The organism is Hydrogenobacter subterraneus, from assembly GCF_055390195.1.
This window is the reverse complement of the sequence record NZ_AP042473.1, coordinates 1,382,880-1,399,965: the sequence shown is the minus strand read 5'-3', so window position 1 is coordinate 1,399,965 and position 17,086 is coordinate 1,382,880. Positions and strand designations below refer to the sequence as shown.

At 45.1% G+C, this 17,086-nt stretch carries 16 protein-coding genes; 14 read left to right on the top strand and 2 right to left on the bottom strand.

The window, feature by feature from the left end:
* Window positions 1-7: 7 nt before the first annotated feature.
* The 14 genes from recA to leuS all read left to right on the top strand — a co-directional run bounded on the left by recA (window position 8) and on the right by leuS (window position 14,869).
* Window positions 8-1,030 carry a recombinase RecA gene (gene recA, locus ACZ5GB_RS07710; RefSeq protein WP_464326649.1) on the top strand — a complete coding sequence of 341 codons (1,023 nt, stop codon included), beginning with the start codon at window positions 8-10 and terminating at the stop codon, window positions 1,028-1,030.
* On the top strand, window positions 1,011-2,108 hold the full coding sequence (locus ACZ5GB_RS07705; protein ID WP_464326648.1) for a type IV pilus twitching motility protein PilT: 1,098 nt from the start codon (window positions 1,011-1,013) through the stop codon (window positions 2,106-2,108). The genes recA and ACZ5GB_RS07705 overlap by 20 nt, the downstream gene beginning before the upstream one ends.
* On the top strand, window positions 2,108-2,755 hold the full coding sequence (gene cmk, locus ACZ5GB_RS07700) for a (d)CMP kinase (RefSeq protein WP_464326647.1): 648 nt from the start codon (window positions 2,108-2,110) through the stop codon (window positions 2,753-2,755). Before ACZ5GB_RS07705 ends, cmk begins: the two co-directional genes overlap by 1 nt.
* A 7-nt stretch (window positions 2,756-2,762) precedes the next feature.
* Complete coding sequence (locus ACZ5GB_RS07695; RefSeq protein WP_464326646.1) at window positions 2,763-3,761, top strand: 3-dehydroquinate synthase II; 999 nt, start codon at window positions 2,763-2,765, stop codon at window positions 3,759-3,761.
* On the top strand, window positions 3,758-5,155 hold the full coding sequence (locus ACZ5GB_RS07690) for a UDP-N-acetylmuramoyl-L-alanyl-D-glutamate--2,6-diaminopimelate ligase (protein WP_464326645.1): 1,398 nt from the start codon (window positions 3,758-3,760) through the stop codon (window positions 5,153-5,155). The genes ACZ5GB_RS07695 and ACZ5GB_RS07690 overlap by 4 nt, the downstream gene beginning before the upstream one ends.
* Window positions 5,142-5,402 (top strand): hypothetical protein, encoded by a 261-nt coding sequence (locus ACZ5GB_RS07685; protein WP_464326644.1) that lies wholly within the window; start codon window positions 5,142-5,144, stop codon window positions 5,400-5,402. Before ACZ5GB_RS07690 ends, ACZ5GB_RS07685 begins: the two co-directional genes overlap by 14 nt.
* Window positions 5,395-5,766, top strand: a complete 372-nt coding sequence (locus tag ACZ5GB_RS07680; RefSeq protein ID WP_464326643.1) for a hypothetical protein — start codon at window positions 5,395-5,397, stop codon at window positions 5,764-5,766. Before ACZ5GB_RS07685 ends, ACZ5GB_RS07680 begins: the two co-directional genes overlap by 8 nt.
* 24 nt (window positions 5,767-5,790) lie before the next feature.
* Window positions 5,791-6,684, top strand: a complete 894-nt coding sequence (gnd, locus tag ACZ5GB_RS07675; RefSeq protein WP_464326642.1) for a phosphogluconate dehydrogenase (NAD(+)-dependent, decarboxylating) — start codon at window positions 5,791-5,793, stop codon at window positions 6,682-6,684.
* Complete coding sequence (locus ACZ5GB_RS07670) at window positions 6,677-8,011, top strand: glucose-6-phosphate dehydrogenase (NADP(+)) (protein ID WP_464326641.1); 1,335 nt, start codon at window positions 6,677-6,679, stop codon at window positions 8,009-8,011. Before gnd ends, ACZ5GB_RS07670 begins: the two co-directional genes overlap by 8 nt.
* Window positions 8,012-8,124: 113 nt before the next feature.
* Window positions 8,125-10,968 carry a sulfur reductase subunit SreA gene (gene sreA, locus ACZ5GB_RS07665; RefSeq protein ID WP_464326640.1) on the top strand — a complete coding sequence of 948 codons (2,844 nt, stop codon included), beginning with the start codon at window positions 8,125-8,127 and terminating at the stop codon, window positions 10,966-10,968.
* Entirely contained in the window at window positions 10,965-11,516 is a 552-nt protein-coding gene (locus ACZ5GB_RS07660) for a Uma2 family endonuclease (RefSeq protein ID WP_464326639.1), read from the top strand. The genes sreA and ACZ5GB_RS07660 overlap by 4 nt, the downstream gene beginning before the upstream one ends.
* Before the next feature lie 3 nt (window positions 11,517-11,519).
* The gene (locus ACZ5GB_RS07655) at window positions 11,520-11,897 is read left to right on the top strand and encodes a CZB domain-containing protein (RefSeq protein WP_464326638.1); all 378 of its coding nucleotides are present in this window, start codon (window positions 11,520-11,522) and stop codon (window positions 11,895-11,897) included.
* 2 nt (window positions 11,898-11,899) lie between these two features.
* Window positions 11,900-12,598, top strand: a complete 699-nt coding sequence (gene sreB, locus ACZ5GB_RS07650) for a sulfur reductase subunit SreB (protein WP_464326637.1) — start codon at window positions 11,900-11,902, stop codon at window positions 12,596-12,598.
* A 459-nt stretch (window positions 12,599-13,057) separates the two neighbouring features.
* Window positions 13,058-14,869: a leucine--tRNA ligase gene (gene leuS / locus ACZ5GB_RS07645; RefSeq protein ID WP_464326636.1), complete on the top strand. Its 1,812-nt coding sequence runs from the start codon at window positions 13,058-13,060 to the stop codon at window positions 14,867-14,869.
* A 40-nt stretch (window positions 14,870-14,909) separates the two neighbouring features.
* Here leuS and ACZ5GB_RS07640 read toward each other — a convergent pair whose 3' ends face one another.
* Window positions 14,910-15,962, bottom strand: coding sequence for an InlB B-repeat-containing protein (locus ACZ5GB_RS07640; RefSeq protein ID WP_464326635.1), 1,053 nt, complete (start codon window positions 15,960-15,962; stop codon window positions 14,910-14,912).
* A 57-nt stretch (window positions 15,963-16,019) separates the two neighbouring features.
* Window positions 16,020-16,865, bottom strand: a complete 846-nt coding sequence (locus tag ACZ5GB_RS07635; RefSeq protein WP_464326634.1) for a hypothetical protein — start codon at window positions 16,863-16,865, stop codon at window positions 16,020-16,022.
* Between the last annotated feature and the right edge of the window lie 221 nt (window positions 16,866-17,086).

Sequence of the window (17,086 nt, the reverse complement as noted above, 5' to 3'; positions counted from 1 at the left end):
GATAGACATGGTAGAAGAGACACAAAAAGAAACTCTTGAAAAAAGAAAGGCTCTTGAAAACGCCCTTACCAGTATAGAAAGGCGTTTTGGTAAGGGTTCCATAATGCCCTTGAAAAATGCAGAAAAGGTCAAGGTGGATGTAATACCCACTGGTTCTCTTGCCCTTGATATAGCCACCGGTATAGGAGGTATTCCAAAGGGTAGGGTTATTGAAATATTTGGTCCGGAGTCTTCCGGGAAGACCACTTTGGCCCTTCACATAATAGCGGAAGCGCAAAGGAGGGGAGGTATTGCGGTCTTTATAGACGCAGAACACGCCTTGGACCCTAAATACGCCGAAAAGATAGGCGTGGATACGGAAAACCTTTACATATCACAGCCAGACTATGGAGAACAAGCCTTGGAGATAGCTGAAAGCCTTGTAGCAAGCAATGCGGTGGATGTGATAGTGATAGATTCGGTGGCTGCTCTGGTGCCAAAGGATGAGTTGGAAGGTGAGATAGGAGAGGCTCATGTGGGTAAACAGGCAAGGCTAATGTCCCAAGCTCTTAGAAAGCTAAAGGGTTTGGCTCATAAGGCCAACACAGCCATAATCTTTATAAACCAGCTAAGAGAAAAGATTGGAGTTATGTTTGGAAACCCAGAGACCACACCGGGTGGAAGGGCCCTTAAGTTCTTTGCGGATATGAGGCTGGATGTGAGGCGCATAGGTGAGGTAAAGGACGGAGGAGAAAAAACGGGCAACAGAGTAAGGGTTAAGGTGGTAAAGAACAAATTGGCTCCACCCTTCCAAGAGGCTGAGTTTGATGTGCTTTATGGAGAAGGCATATGCAAGCTCTGCGACCTTATAGATGTGGCCAGTGAGCTAAAGGTTATTAACAAAAGCGGTGCATGGTATAGCTATGGAGATATAAGGCTTGGACAGGGTAAAGAACAGGCAAAGAAGTTTTTAATGGAAAACCCAGAAATAGCTCAAGAGATAGAAAACAAAGTGAGAGAGGTAGCTGGCCTTGCTCCAGCTGATACTTAAAAAGGCCATAGAGCTTGGAGCTTCTGACATACATCTAAAGACTGGAAGTCTGCCGGTAATAAGAGTAAAGAAGAAGCTAAGAAGACTTGAGGATTTTCCTGTCTTGGATGAAAAGATTATGGAGCTTATTGTTAGAGAGGTTCTTGAGAAAAATAGAAAGAAAATGGCCGAGTTTGAAGAGCTTGGAGAGGTGGATACTTCTTATTCCTTGCCCGGTGTAGCCCGTTTTCGTGTAAATGTATATAAACAGAGAACAAGCGTAGGCCTTGCCTTCCGTGTGATACCTTTCAATGTGCCAGCCTTTGAAAGCCTTAACCTTCCAGAGGTCATGAAGAGGATAATCCATGAATATACAAAGGGCCTTATACTGGTGACCGGTCCCACAGGCTCTGGCAAATCCACAACTCTGGCAGCTCTTATAGATATCATAAATGAAACAAGAGAAGACGTAATCATTACCATAGAGGATCCTATAGAGTACCTTTTTAGAGACAAAAAGTCCTTCATAGTCCAACGTGAGGTAGGTATAGATACCTCATCCTTTGCAAGGGGCTTAAGAGCTGCTTTAAGGGAGGACCCAGACGTTATAATGGTAGGTGAGATAAGAGACCCAGAAACAGCACTTATAGCCCTTCAGGCGGCGGAAACTGGACACTTGGTTATGTCCACCCTTCATACCCTTGACGCAAAGGAGACCATAAACAGGCTCATAGGCATGTTTAACCTTGAGGTAAGAGAGCAGATTAGAATTCAACTGGCCGAAACCCTTGTAGCCATATTCTCCCAAAGATTACTTCCGAAGGCGGATGGAACAGGCGTTATACCTGCCGTAGAGGTGCTTATAAACACAGCCTCCATAAAAGAGGCCATTGTAGACCCATCAAAGTTTGATGAGATACCCAACCTACTTGAAAAGGGAAGACCTGTTTATGGAACTCAGCTTTTTGACCAACACTTGGAAGACCTTTATAGAAAGGGCCTAATAGACTACAACACAGCCCTTAGGTATGCCAGTAGGCCAACGGACTTGGAATTAAAGCTAAAAGGTGTAGCCTCTGGAGGAAGAGGGTTCTTCTGATGAAGATAGCAATAGATGGTCCTGCTGGAAGTGGTAAAAGCACGATAGCAAAAGAAGTTTCAAAGAGATTAAACCTTCCCTATCTTAATACCGGGCTAATATACAGGGCCTTTGCATATGTGTGCATGGTGGAAGGGCTAAAGGAGGGTGAGGTTTTTAAGGTCTTTGAGATGCCAGTTGAAGTTAGGTTGGATGTGGCAAGAACTGTGGTAGTGTATAAGGGAGAAGATATAAGCCACAAGCTTGGCTCGGAAGATGTTGGTAAATGGGCATCCCAAATAGCAAGTTTGCCGGGCTTTAGAGAAAAGATAAACCAATTCTTTAGGTCTCTTGTGGGAAATGGACAAGTTGTGGCGGAAGGGAGAGATGCGGGAAGCCACATATTCCCTGAGGCAGACCTGAAGGTTTTCCTTACGGCCTCACCGGAAGAGAGGGCAAGAAGAAGGTATATACAACTAAAAGAGGAAGGGATAGAGGTTAGCTTTGAGGAGGTGCTAAAGGCCATAATAGAGAGGGATGAGAGGGACAAAAACAGGCCCCTTTACCCATTTAGGCCCGCCGAGGATGCCATAATAATAGATACAACAGGGCTAAGCCCGGAGGAGGTTGTGGAAAAGATTTTAAGCTTGGTGGAGGAGAAGGTATAATTTTCTTATGAAAGACTTTTGGTATTGGGCTCAAAAGTATGATAAAAAGCTTATAACCACGGCCTTAGAATCTGGTGCAAAGGTCATATGGCTTTCTGACCCTTCAAAGGTTCAAGAGGTCAAATCCCTCGGCAGGGTAATGGTGGCTTCCAAAGATGGTGGAGACCTCATTGAGGGAAGGGATTTTGCCTATGTGCTGATAGAGGGCAAAGAGGATGAAGAGAGGGCGGCCAAGTTCCCACCACAGGTAAAGGTTATTGTAGAAACTACAGACTGGACCATCATACCCCTTGAAAACCTAATAGCCCAAAGGGAAGAACTTTACGCAGTGGTAAAGAACGAAGAGGAGGCAAGGCTTGCCATAAAGGTGCTTGAAAAGGGTGTAAAGGGCATAGTGCTAAAGACGGAGGATATGAACACCATAAAGAGGGTTGGCAAGGTGCTGGAGGAAGAAGAGGAAAGGCTTCCCCTTGTGGTGGTAAAGATAACAAAGATTTTGCCTTTGGGCCTTGGAGACAGAGTTTGTGTAGATACTACTTCTCTGCTTAACCGTGGAGAGGGTATGCTTGTAGGGAATTCATCCGGTGGTATGTTCCTTGTGCATGCCGAAACGGAAGAAAATCCTTATGTGGCCTCAAGGCCCTTCAGAGTTAATGCGGGCGCTGTGCATATGTACATAAGGGTGCCGGGAAACAGGACCAAATACTTGTGTGAACTCTCAGCTGGAGACCCTGTAATGGTATATGACTACAAAGGAAGGGGAAGGCTTGTTTATGTGGGAAGGGCAAAGGTGGAAAGAAGGCCCATGCTTTTGGTGGAAGGAAAGTATGAAAATAAAAAGGTAAGTGCCATACTACAGAACGCAGAGACCATAAGGCTAACAAGGCCCGATGGAACCCCCATATCGGTGGCCGAATTAAAGGAAGGTGATGAGGTCTTGGGCTATATAGAGGAGGCTGGAAGACACTTTGGCATGAAAGTAGAAGAGACCATAACAGAAAAGTGAGGCTTGAAGAACTTTTAAAAGGATGTAAGGGCATTAGCGCCAATTCAAAGGAAGTATATCCAGGCTACCTTTTTGTAGCCATAAGAGGAACTCAGTCAGATGGTCATAGTTTTGTAAAAGAGGCCCTTGAAAGGGGCGCCATTGGAGTGCTTGTAGAAAAAGATGTGGGCGTAGAGGACCCACGCATAATAAGGGTGGAAAATACAAAAAAGGCCCTTGGGGAGCTTTCCAGCCTTTTCTACGGTGAGCCATCAAAGGCTCTCAAAGTCATAGGTATAACGGGCACCAACGGGAAGACCACAAGCACACACATTGTAGAGTCCATACTAAACACGGCGGGCATAAAAACAGGCCTCATAGGCACCATATACTACAGGCTTGGAGAAAAAATATATGAATACGAAGGAAGGACAACGCCGGACCCAATAAAGTGGCACTCAACCCTGATGGAGATGAAAAAGGAAGGGGCAAAAGCTGTGGTCTGCGAGGTCTCTTCCCATGCCCTGGACCAAAAAAGGGTGTGGGGAACGGTTTTTCACACGGTGGCCTTTACAAACCTAAGCCAAGACCACCTTGACTACCACCAAACCATGGAAAACTACTTTTTGGCAAAGGCAATGCTCTTTACCGAGTATGAATACCAGCATGCCATCATAAACGCCGACGACCCTTGGGGCGGAAGGCTCGTAAGCATGGCAAAAAATGTAAAAACCTACGGGAAAGAAGGGGATTTAAAGATATTGGACTTTTCCACAGGCCTTGAAGGCTCAAGGCTGAAGGTTGAGTATGAAGGAAAGGAATACACCTTTTATTCCAACTTAAGGGGGGGCTTTCAAGCCTACAATCTCTCCCTTGGCATACTTTTGGGCTTTCTTTGGGACCTTTCTCCAGAGGTTATACAAGAAGGCATAAAAGAAGTGCATGTGCCAGGAAGGTTTGAAACCTATAAGGGCAAGGGTTTTATGGTGGTGGTAGATTACGCCCACACGCCCGATGCGTTAGAAAAAGTGCTAAGAACGGCCAAGGCTTTGACAAAAAACAGGCTCATTGTTGTCTTTGGCGCGGGTGGAAACAGAGACAGAACAAAAAGGCCCCTTATGGGAAAGGTAGCAGAAATGCTGGCAGACCTTGTAATTCTCACTTCCGACAACCCAAGGTTTGAAGAGCCTATGACCATCATAGAGGACATCTTGGCGGGTATAGAGGATAAGAGTAAGGTGCTTGTGGAAGAAGACAGAAGGAAAGCCATAGAGCTTGCCATAGGCTTGGCAAGGGAGGGTGATGTGGTTGTAGTGGCCGGAAAAGGACATGAAGACTATCAGGAGATAAAAGGTGTAAAATATCCTTTTAAAGATTCTCAAGTGGTCAAGGAGGCCCTCGGTGTGCGACTTTGAAAGTCTACATTACACGCTAAAGGATGAGCTTTTGAACCTTTATAAAGAGGCGGACACACCAAGGCCAAGGGTCAAGATAACAAGCCTAAAAAGCGGTAAGCTCTGCGGCCTTGCCAACCTTGCCAAAATAATCCTTTACTTTGAAAGGGAAGGCTATGTGGTGGTGTTGAACAAGGATGATAATTATACCGAGTGGGAGATACAGATAGAGCCTGGCATACTTGACCTGCTTTTCGGGTATGGGTGAGCTTGAACTAAAGAAGCTTGGGAAGGAGGAAGCTAAAAAAGTAGCACAGGCCATTGAGATTGCCTTAGAAAGCATTGAAGATAAAGCTAAGGATGTGGCCCTACAGAAAAAGCTGGAGCTAAAGGAAGAACTTACAAAGGAGCTTATAACAAAGGCAGAGTTTTATGGTGAGATTGGCATTCTTAGACAGGAAATACAGAATGTAAGGCAAGAGGTGCAAAACGTGAAATTAGAGATTGAAAAAGAGATACTCAAGCTTGACAGGAAGTTTACCATTATGTTTTTAATGCTTCTTTTTACCATACTTTTGCTAAACAAGGATGCCTTAGAATTCTTAGCAAAGCTTTTTGGCCTTGTTAAGTGATAAAGGTGGGATAAAATTTTAACCATGAAGCTTTTTATGATAGGGTTGGGGAGGATGGGGCTTGGTATGTCAAGGAGGCTATCCAAAAAGGGGCATGAGGTTTTTGGCTACGATGTGAGCGTGGAGGCAAGGGAGAGGGCAAAGGAATACATAAGGGTTCTTGAGGGGCTTGAAGAGCTAAAGGAACAAGGGGAGAAGGTCCTCTGGCTTATGGTTCCTCATGGAGTTGTGGATGAAGCCATAAATAGCCTTAGGCCTTATTTGAAGGAAGGGGACATACTCGTAGACGGTGGGAACAGCCACTATAGAGACTCTCAGAGGAGGGCAAAGGAGTTAAAAGAAATAGGCGTTTATTTTCTTGATGTGGGTGTGAGCGGGGGAGTGTATGGAGAGGAGCTTGGCTACTGTTTAATGGTTGGTGGTGAAAGAGAGGCCTTTGAAAAGGTTGAGCCTATCTTAAGGGACCTTTCCTTTGAAGGTATGGGCTATGCCTACCTTGGGCCATGGGGTGCTGGACACTTTGCCAAGATGGTTCATAACGGTATAGAGTATGCTATGATGCAGGCCATAGGCGAGGGCTTTGAGCTTCTAAAGGAGAGCGGTTTTAACTATGATTTGAAGGAGGTGGCGCGCATATATAACGCGGGCAGTGTGATACGTAGCTGGCTTATGGAGCTAACTCAGAAGGTCTTTGAGGACTTTGGAGACCTTGAAGGTCTGGAGGCCTATGTAGAAGACACAGGGGAAGGCCGTTGGACGGTGGAAGAGGCCATCAAAAGGGCTGTGCCAGTGCCTACCATAGCGGAGGCCCTCTTTGCCCGCTTTAGGTCAAGACAGAAAAACTCCTTTAGAGACAGGCTCTTGGCGGGCCTCAGATACGAGTTTGGAAGGCATCAAGTAAGAAGAAAAGATGGATAAAAGCTTTTCCCTTTTTATACTGGGTGGCACGGGAGACCTGGCAAAGAAAAAGCTTTTCCCATCCCTTTCAAGGCTATACTCTAAGGGCTACCTTAAGGGCCTTGATAAGGTATATTCCTTGGCAAGGAGCAAAAGGGAAGACTGGGAGAAGATAGTCTGCCAGCTTGACAGAGGCCTTGGAAAGCTTTGCAACTTCATACCCTTTGATGCAAAAGACTGGAACTCCTACCTTGAGCTTGGAAAGGTCATAAAAGAGCTAAAGGGTCAAGAGCTTATATTCTTCCTATCCATTAGCCCTTACCTTTTTGAGGATGCCATAAGAAACTTAGGGAGGCTTTTGAGGGACTTTACCAATCCAAGGAAGATAGTCATAGAAAAGCCCTTTGGCTTTGACCTAAAATCTGCCCAAAGGCTAAACGACCTTCTTTACAGATACTTCATAGAGGATGAGATATACCGCATAGACCACTTTTTGGGGAAGGACACCATTCAAAACATCTTTTCCCTTAGGTTTTCCAACACCATCTTTGAAGGTATATGGAACAAAAACTTTATAGACCATGTGCAGATAGTGGCCCTTGAAAAGGTGGGCGTGGAAGGGAGGGAAGAGTTTTATGATAAGGTGGGCGCCATAAGGGACATGCTACAAAACCATATGCTTCAAATGCTTGCCTTTACGGCCATGGAACCACCTGCCCTAATGGAAGAGAGGTTCATAAGGGATGAGAAGGTAAAGGTCCTAAAGAACACAAGGATAGAACGCCTCCTTAGGGGAAGGTATGAGGGCTACACTTTGGAGGTGGGCAACGAAAACTCAAAGACGGAGACCTTTGTGTGCGCCAAGGTGCTTGTGGAAAACTTCAGATGGCAAGGGGTTCCCTTTTACCTTATGACGGGAAAGGCCCTAAAGGAAAAGCTAACTCAGATAGTTATAGTCTTCAAGGAAATACCTCAGGGCCTCACCAGGCTTTTGAACTGCAAGCCTCAGCAAAACAAGATCATCTTTCAAATGGCTCCAGAGAGCAAGCTAACAATAGCCTTTGACCTTAGGCCGCCTACGGGAAAGCTTCTGTCTTGCCCTGTGGAAAGCCTTATGGAGTATAAGTTTCCCACCGAGTTTGAGGAGGCCTATGAGGTGCTTTTGCTTGATATAGTGGAGGGTGATAGGTCCCTCTTTATAAGAGGTGATGAGGTAGAGGCCCTATGGGAGATAGTCCAGCCATACCTTGACCAAGAAGATGATCCCTTTATCTATCCCAAAGGTGTAATGGTGCCTCAGCCTGCGGTAGAGTTTATAAAGGAGGAAGGTAAAGAATGGTTTTTATAGGCATATAAGCTAAGTTTATAAATTCTATAAGTTTGGCTTATAAAGGCATAACAAAGTTGAAAGTTAAATTAGCAAGAAAGGGACATAATTTAATAATCACAGGAGGTTTGACTATGGAAATAGGTGGTAGCTTTTACGATAGGAAGGCCTATAGTACCTGTTATATGTGCGCCTGTAGATGTGGAATAGAAGTCTATGTAAGAAACAACAAGGTAGCCTACATAAAAGGAAACGATGCACACCCAACCAACAAAGGAGTCCTATGCGCCAAAGGTTCCTCCGGAATAATGAAAGAGTATAGCCCTGCCAGGTTAAGAAAGCCACTCTTGAGAGTTGGGCCAAGAGGCTCTGGACAGTTCAAGGAGATAGAATGGGAAGAGGCCCTTCAGATAGCCACCCAGTGGCTTGAGGAAGCTCGCAAAAAGGGACCTTACAAGATAGCCTTTTTCACAGGAAGGGACCAAATGCAACAGATAAACAGCTGGTTTGCATCCCAGCTTGGCACGATAAACTGGGCGGCGCACGGTGGCTTTTGCTCCGTTAATATTGCAGCGTCGGGCCTTTATTCCATCGGCGGTTCCTTCTGGGAGTTTGGAGAGGCGGACTTTGAAAACACCAAGTATTTTATGCTAATAGGCGTAGCCGAAGACCACTCTTCCAATCCCTTCAAGCTTGGCATTCAAGAGATGAAAAGGAAGGGTGGAAAGTTTGTGGTGGTAAATCCCGTAAGGTGGGGCTACGGAGCTGTGGCGGATGAGTGGGTGCCAATAAAACCTGGCACAGACGGCGCCTTCTTTATGGGTATAATGCATGTGCTATTCAAATACAACTTGGTAAACTGGGACTTTTTAAGAGAATATACCAACGCACCTTGGCTTGTAATTCAGGCTCCCGGCACTCCAAAGGATGGACTCTTTTATAGGAACCAAGAAGGCAAGCCCATGGTCTTTGACAAAAAGTCCCAGTCCTTTAAGCCTGCAGACAGGGTAGTGCCAGAGGACTTAGACCCTGCCTTTATAGGTGAATTTACCACGCCAGAGGGCTACAGAGTAAGACCAGCCTTTGACATCTTTGCAGAGAGGCTTGTAAAAGACTATAGCCCAGAAAAAGTAGAGAAGATAACGGGCATACCCGCCAAGGATATAGAAAGGATAGCCAAGGAGATGGGCACCATAGCCCTATACCACCCCATAGAGCTTCCTATAGAGTGGGTGGATGTTTGGGGAAGAAAACACAAAAAGGTTATAGGAAGGCCCGTATCCTTCCATGTTATGAGAGGAGTGGCATCCCACACCAACGGCTTTCAGACGGCCAGGGCTATCTTCCTCCTTATGATGATGCTGGGAGTGGTGGATGTGCCAGGAGGCTTTTTAAACAAGCCACCCTATCCCAAGCACATTGAGGACCTACCAAAGCCTTATAAGATCACAAGGCCCGATGAGATAAAGTATGGAGAGGTTTACCCAGGCCCACACCTTGGATACCCACAAAGCCCAGATGACCTTTTGGTGGACGAGAAGGGCAACCCAGTTAGAATAGACCATGCTTATAGCTGGTGGTTCCCACTTACAGCCCACGGCTGTATTCAAAACGTTATCCCTGCTGCATATGAAAGAAATCCTTACGGTATAGAAGTCTTGATGATATACATGGCAAACATGGCTTGGAACTCTTCCCAAAATATTCCTTACATTATAGAAGCCTTAACCGCCACAGACCCAGCTGGCAACTACATAATTCCAAAAATAATAACCATAGACGCCTTTTACAGCGAGCAAGTGGCTTATTCCGACTTGGTTCTTCCAGATGCCACATACCTTGAGCAATGGTTTGCCCTTTCTTTGCTTGACAGGCCACCCTCTGCAGTGGATGGTCCTGTGGATGCCTTGAGACATCCTATCATAAACCCGCAAGAAAACGGCTACGACGTGAGAGGTTGGGGAGATGTAATGGTAGAGCTTGGCTCAAGGCTTAAGCTTCCCGGCTTTGTAAACCCAGATGGTTCAAGGAAGTATAAGGACTTTAAGGACTTTCTTATAAACTGGCAGATAAGGCCGGGAGTGGGAGCCTTGGCAGGATGGCGTGGCAAAAACGGAGACAAGCACTTTGTAGGAGAACCAAACCCCAACCAGCTTGAAATGTACATAAAGAATAAGGGCTTTTTCTACTACAAGCTCCCGGAAAACATGAGATATTACAGGCATGTTAACAAAGACTACCAAGAATGGGCAGTAAGCGTAGGCTTTATGAAAAAGGTGGCGCCCATAATCTTTAACTTCTACCTTGAGACCTTGCAGACCTTTAGGCTTGCCGGCCAAGGCCTATGGGAGGGCAAAAACCAACCACCCAACGACCCCATATTGAGGGAAAGGCTTATAAAGTACTTTGACCCTCTACCCTTCTGGTATCCACCCTTTGAGGAAGAGGTTTCCGGAAAGGACTACCCCCTTTATGCCTTTACACAAAGGCCCCAATGGATGTACCACTCTTGGGACTCACAAAACGCATGGCTAAGACAAATATCTTCAAGGAACTACCTTTACATGAACCCAAAAACGGCGGAAAAGCTTGGCATAAAGCACCTAGACTGGGTTTGGGTAGAGTCAAGGATAGGAAAGGTAAAATGCCAGGTCTTTTTGACAGAAACCACAGAACCCAACTCCGTATGGACATGGAACGCCATAGGCAAGATGAAAGGCACTTGGGGTCTAAAGCCACAAGCAGAAGAAGGACACGAAGGATTTCTGCTAAACCATGTAATACCCCACTCAATAAAGATAGGAGGGAGGGAAATCTTTTATGGAGACCCCATTACAGGACACTTTGCGTGGTTTGACACTAAGGTGAAGGTTTATAAAGCTCAAGACCAAACGCCAGAAACCGCACCCCAGTTTGAGGTAAAACCTCTACCTTATATAGAAGAAAGGTGGGTGCCCGTCCTGAGGTATAAGCCGTGAAGGTAGTAGAAAAGAAAAAATACACCCTTGAGGACTACGAGCGCCTGCCAGAAGGAAGTCCATACCAACTGATAGAAGGAGAACTTGTCATGAGCCCAGCGCCAGGTTATGAGCATCAAGAAACAGAGAAGAGATTTTTTATCAAGCTATACGAGCTTGTGGAAAAGACAAAAAAAGGCAAAGTTTTTATAGCTCCTTTTGATGTCTACCTTGACCAAGAGAACGCCTATCAGCCTGATATAGTGGTGTTGCTTGAAGGTTCAAAAGCAAAGATAAGCCAAAAAGGTATAGAAGGAGCACCTGACATTGTTGTGGAAATACTCTCACCTTCAACAGCCTATTATGACCTGACGGAGAAAAAAGAAGTTTATGAGCGCTCAGGCGTTAAAGAATACTGGATTGTAGACCCAAAAAGAAAGACCTTTGAGGTTTACGCCAACTCCCAAGAAGGCTTTAAGCTCATATCCAAAGCAAAAGAAAAGGGCTCTGTAAAGTCTGAACTTCTGGGTATAGATTTAGACCTGAAAGAAGTATTTGGTGAGGTGTAAGCGATGCCTTTGACTAAGCTTTCTGAGTTGGTAAAGGATGTGGACATTTACATATCTCAGCACGCTCTTTACATAAACAAGCTGGAAAGAGCTATAAAGGAAGGCAAACCCTTTGAGCACAAGGACTGCCATAGCTGTAATTTTGGCAAAAGGTGGGATGAGTTGGTAGCTCCAGTAAAGGGGGAACTTCCAGAAGATGTAATGGCTGTATTGGAAGAGATAGAGAGTATTCACTGTGAATTTCATGAGATTAGCATGCAAATAGATTTAGAAAACAGGAAGGAAACTGATGCGGAAAACCTTAAGAGAATGAAAGAATTGTCAACTAAACTTTTTCAAAAACTTTTATCTCTAAAACAGCTAATTAATAAGGAGGCTTAGGCATGGCACAGTTTGCTTTGGTGATAGACTTAAACACTTGCGTTGGATGTCATGCGTGTGCTACCAACTGCAAAGAGTGGAACACGCAGGCTTCCTTTGGTCCCCTTTCGGACTTTGACCCTTATGGAAAAGAACCGCATGGTGTTTGGTATAACCGGATAATGACCTACGAGGTAGGTGAGTTTCCCAACACACAGGTGTTTCACCTTCCCAAGTCCTGTCTTCACTGCCAAGATGCCCCCTGCGTGCCCGTATGCCCCACTGGAGCCAGCTACAAGAGGGAACAGGACGGCATTGTATTGGTAAACTATGACGATTGCATAGGCTGTAAGCTATGCTCTTGGTCCTGCCCATACGGCTGTAGGGAGTTTGACGAAGCTGACAAGGTGATGAAAAAATGCACCCTTTGCATAGATAGGATTTACGATGAATCCCTGCCACCAGAACACAGAAAGCCTGCTTGCGTACTAACCTGCCCAGCAAGGGCAAGGTTCTTTGGAGATATAGAAGACCCCAACAGTGAAGTATATAAGGTCATAAAAGAAAGGAACGGCTTTGTCCTCTTCCCAGACATGGGCACAAACCCCGGAAACCACTACTTGCCAAGGACAGAGACAAAGATACACGTGGACGAACACCTTCTAAAGCACGACAACCCGCTCTTTTTGGAGGTTTTAAGAAGACATCACGTGGGTACATAAGCTTCATAAGTTATAAAGGCCTCCGGCGGAATGCTGGGGCCTCTTGCTATCACCAAAAGACTTGCCTATAATGATGTAGCCTTGCAGAAAAAGCTGGAGTTAAAAGAAGAGCTAAGGAAAGAACTTATAAAGTAGTTGTAAATATTTGAAGCAAAAGCTAAGTGGGCTATCCTTAGTTAGTGTGCCTAATTTTACATCCTTGGCAAAAAATAAATGAGACAATACGCCGGGTGAGAAATTCGCCCTTTGTAGGGGCAGGTTTTAAACCTGCCAGATTATAAAACATTGGGCGGGTCAAAGACCAGTAGGTTTTTTATTAGTAGTTGCACAGATGCCGTGCTTCTAAATTTCTTGTCTCATTTATTTTTTTTTAACAAAAAGGTATAATGGCATCACCTTTGCCTAATTAATTTCTCACCCAACGTATTACTTGGTGTTTTAATGGTTATAATAAAACTCATGGAATACAAGCCTCAAGATATAGAAGCCAAGTGGCAAAGGACTTGGGAAGAGCAAGGGCTTTTCAAAGCAAAGGAAGAGGGAAAAAAGATTTATGTTCTTGAGATGTTCCCTTATCCCTCTGGCCGTATTCATATGGGCCACGTGAGGAACTACACCATAGGCGATGCCATAGCCAGGTTTTTGAGGTTTAAGGGTTATTCAGTTCTACATCCCATGGGCTGGGATGCCTTTGGCCTTCCGGGAGAAAACGCTGCCATAAAACAGGGAGTGCATCCTGCAGACTGGACCTATGAAAACATAGCCTATATGAAAAAACAGCTAAAAAGCCTTGGCTTCTCTTATGATTGGGACAGGGAGATAGCCACATGCGACCCAGAATACTACAAGTGGAACCAGTGGATCTTTTTAAAATTCCTTGAGCATGGCCTTGCCTACAGGAAGTCTGCGGAGGTAAATTGGTGCCCCAACGATGAGACGGTGCTTGCCAACGAGCAGGTAATAGATGGAAGATGTTGGAGGTGTGGAACTCCCATAGTAAGAAAAGAGGTGCCTTCTTGGTATTTAAAGATTACCGCCTACGCGGAAAGACTTTTGGAGGACCTAAAGGAGCTGGAAGGTAAGTGGCCCGAAAGGGTAATAGCCCAGCAGAAAAACTGGATAGGAAGGTCGGAAGGTGCCCTTCTTAAGTTCTTTGTGGAAGACACAGCCATAGAGGTCTTTACCACAAGGCCAGATACAGTCTTTGGTGCCACCTTTGTGGTCCTGGCTCCAGAGCATCCTTTAACACTCAAACTGGCAAAAAGCCCGGAGGTGAAGGCCTTTGTAGAAAGAATGAAGCAAAAGTCCACAAGGGAGAGAGGGATAGAGGAAGAGAAGGAAGGAGTCTTTTTAGGAGTTTATGCCACAAACCCGGCCACCGGAGAGAAGATACCCGTATGGACTGCCAACTATGTGCTTTATGAGTATGGTACCGGCGCCATTATGTGCGTGCCAGCCCATGACCAGAGGGACTACGAGTTTGCCATAAAGTATGGCCTTCCCATAAAACAGGTTATAAAGCCCTACCAGGGAGAGGCACCAAAGGACAGGGCCTATGAGGACCCGGGCATTCTCATAAACTCAGCCCATTTCAGCGGTATGGACTCCACAGAGGCAAAAAGAGCTATTACCCAGTGGCTAAAAGAGAAAGGCTTGGGAGACTTTAAGATAACCTACAGGCTAAGGGATTGGAACATATCAAGACAAAGATATTGGGGCACACCCATTCCAGTGGTCTACTGCGACCAGTGTGGCATTGTGCCTGTGCCAGAGGACCAGCTTCCTGTGATGCTTCCCTATAAGGTGGAGATAACGGGCCATGGAAACCCATTGGAAAAGGTGCCCGAGTTTGTCCATACCACATGCCCCAAGTGTGGAGGACCGGCAAAAAGAGAAACGGACACAATGGACACCTTCTTTGACTCCAGCTGGTACTTTTTGAGGTTCTGCGACCCAAAAAACGCACAAAGACCCTTTGACCCAGAAAGGGTGGAGTTTTGGATGCCCGTGGACCTCTACATAGGCGGTATAGAGCATGCGGTCCTGCACCTTCTTTATGCTCGCTTTTTCCAAAAGTTCCTCTACGACCTTGGACTTGTAAAGGACAAGGAGCCCTTTTTGAGGCTTATAACCCAAGGCATGGTCCTCAAAAGATGGGTAAGCATAGAAAGGTTTTTGAAATACTTGGAAGAAAAATACGGCGTGGAAAACCTTGAGGAAAGAGAGCTTGAAGAGCTTGTGGAGCTAATAAAAAGGGATATGAAAGGGTAAAAAAGGAGCCGGGAGGGCCGGGGTTTAAAAATAGAAAGTGCTAAAGCCCAATTATAATTACGCTAACGCTTACCTTACTTTGATTATTTGCGTTGTTGGCATCTTGGCCTATTATTTCCACGGTGTACCCAGTGAGTAGTAATTGAAGTCCGCTTGGCTGAATGGTAGCTGTGGTAGACTGTCCACAATTTAAGGTAGTCTGAACAAAGCTAACAGTTATATCTGACGTAAGAAGACCTGTAGGATCTTTTACTTGGTAGCTTAGATTAACAGGATTATTAAAGCCCTGGCTACACTGTAAGCTTACAGTGACATTGGCAGGAGAATAAATTCCTAAAACTTTAAGCAACGTTACAGATGTAGGGTTAGCCATTAAATTAAAGCTACCACTACTGGTGGAAGTATTAAAGCTTGCGGAGCATGTTTTTGAGGAAGTCATATTTACTGTGCATTGTGAGTTCGTACCACAATATAGACAATCTCCTGCCCATCCTGCAAAGGTAGAACCACTATCTGGTGTGGCTATAAGAACCACAGATGTATTTGTGTTAAACTGTGCAGAGCAAGTGTTTCCACAATTTATTCCGGGAGGATTGCTAACAACAGCACCAGAGCCGGTGCCTGCTTTAATAACGGTAAGTGTGGCTGTTTGACTTCCACCACCAGAACCTCCGCCGCTGCCAGAAGCCTGTACATTCAAATTAAAAGAAACCCTATGAGTTATATTACCAGAAGTAGCTTTAAGAGTTGCTTGATAAAAACCAGGTTGGGTGTTAGGGTCTGCAAAAATCGTGATCACATACAGATATACTCCACCCAACAACTTACTTGGGTCTGGTAGAAAAATTTTACTTGTAATTAAGACTACACCAGGAGGAACACCATCCAGGCTAAGATTGACTTCTCCAGAAAAGCCAAACAAAGGCTCTGCCTGTAAGCTTAAATAAGCTTGACTCCCTCTAACTATGGTTATATCCTTTTGTAGCAGTGCAATTTTAAAATCTGGGCTTGGAGAGCCTCCACCGCCACCACAAGAACCTATAAAAAATCCTAGTAATATTAGTATTAAGGTGAAGAGTTTAACTTTCTTCATCCTAGTACCTCCTTCATATGGTGGGGTGCCATTGGGCACCCAAAAACATAGCATTTACTAACGGCTACCGAGTAAGCCACCCAGTAAGCCACCAAGAAGACCACCACTTAGAAGGCTGTTTAATAGACCAACTACGGTGTTAAGCAAACCACCGAGCAATCCACCAAGAAGGTTGTTGTTCATAGGTTGGACATTAACTTGGCTTCCAGAAGTACCCTGCACTGTTCCCACAGGCACCAATAAGGTAGAGTTTGGCAAGGTTAAAGTATTATCGGATATACCCAGCCCTTGAAGAAGGGAAGTTTTTGTCACACCTAGAAGAATCCTATCAGCAGTGCCAAGGAGTGTGCTTATTAAACCTCCTTGTTGTCCATTGCATATAACTGCACTTTGTTCTGGATGATAGAACAAACTCTCCAGTACATCTCCTACTACTCCTGAGTTGGTGGGGTATCCAAGCAAACTACATGTCAAGTTGTCTAAAATCTGTACCGTATTATGGATAATTCCAACTTGAGGGCTACACTGTATTAGTCTATTACCTACTAGTATATATAGCACGTCTTTAACTGGATTTGCTACATTAACTACCAAACCACCAGTCAAATTATTGAGAATGCCAGGTACTAATTGACAGAACAGGCTTGTTGTAGTATTATCAACAGTATTGACAAGGCTCAAGAGCAAACCTTGATTAGAACTACCAGTGCTTCCACCACCAGAACCTCCGCCGCTGCCACCGGTTCCACCACCAGTGCCGCCACCCACACTACCGCTGCCACCAGCACTTATATCTGCACCTGCGCTAAATGAACCGCCTCCACCACCGCAGGAACTCAAAAAGGCTCCCAAGACTAAGGCAAAAACAGCTATGAAGAGCTTAAGGCTAAAAGCCTTTCTCATGGTTCTACCTCCCATAGTTAGTTTAATTGCCTTTATATTAGCAACTGGTTTTGGCGCACAAGTCCCAGGGTGACTATTTACAACAGCCTGAATAGAGTATGATTTTCCGTGGACCTTCTGAATACCAATAAGGCTTCTTTTAAAAGCGGATCCACGGAACGATACATGAGATCTTGTACGATTTTTAGAATGTATGCTTTTACATGTTTTAGGAGTGTAGT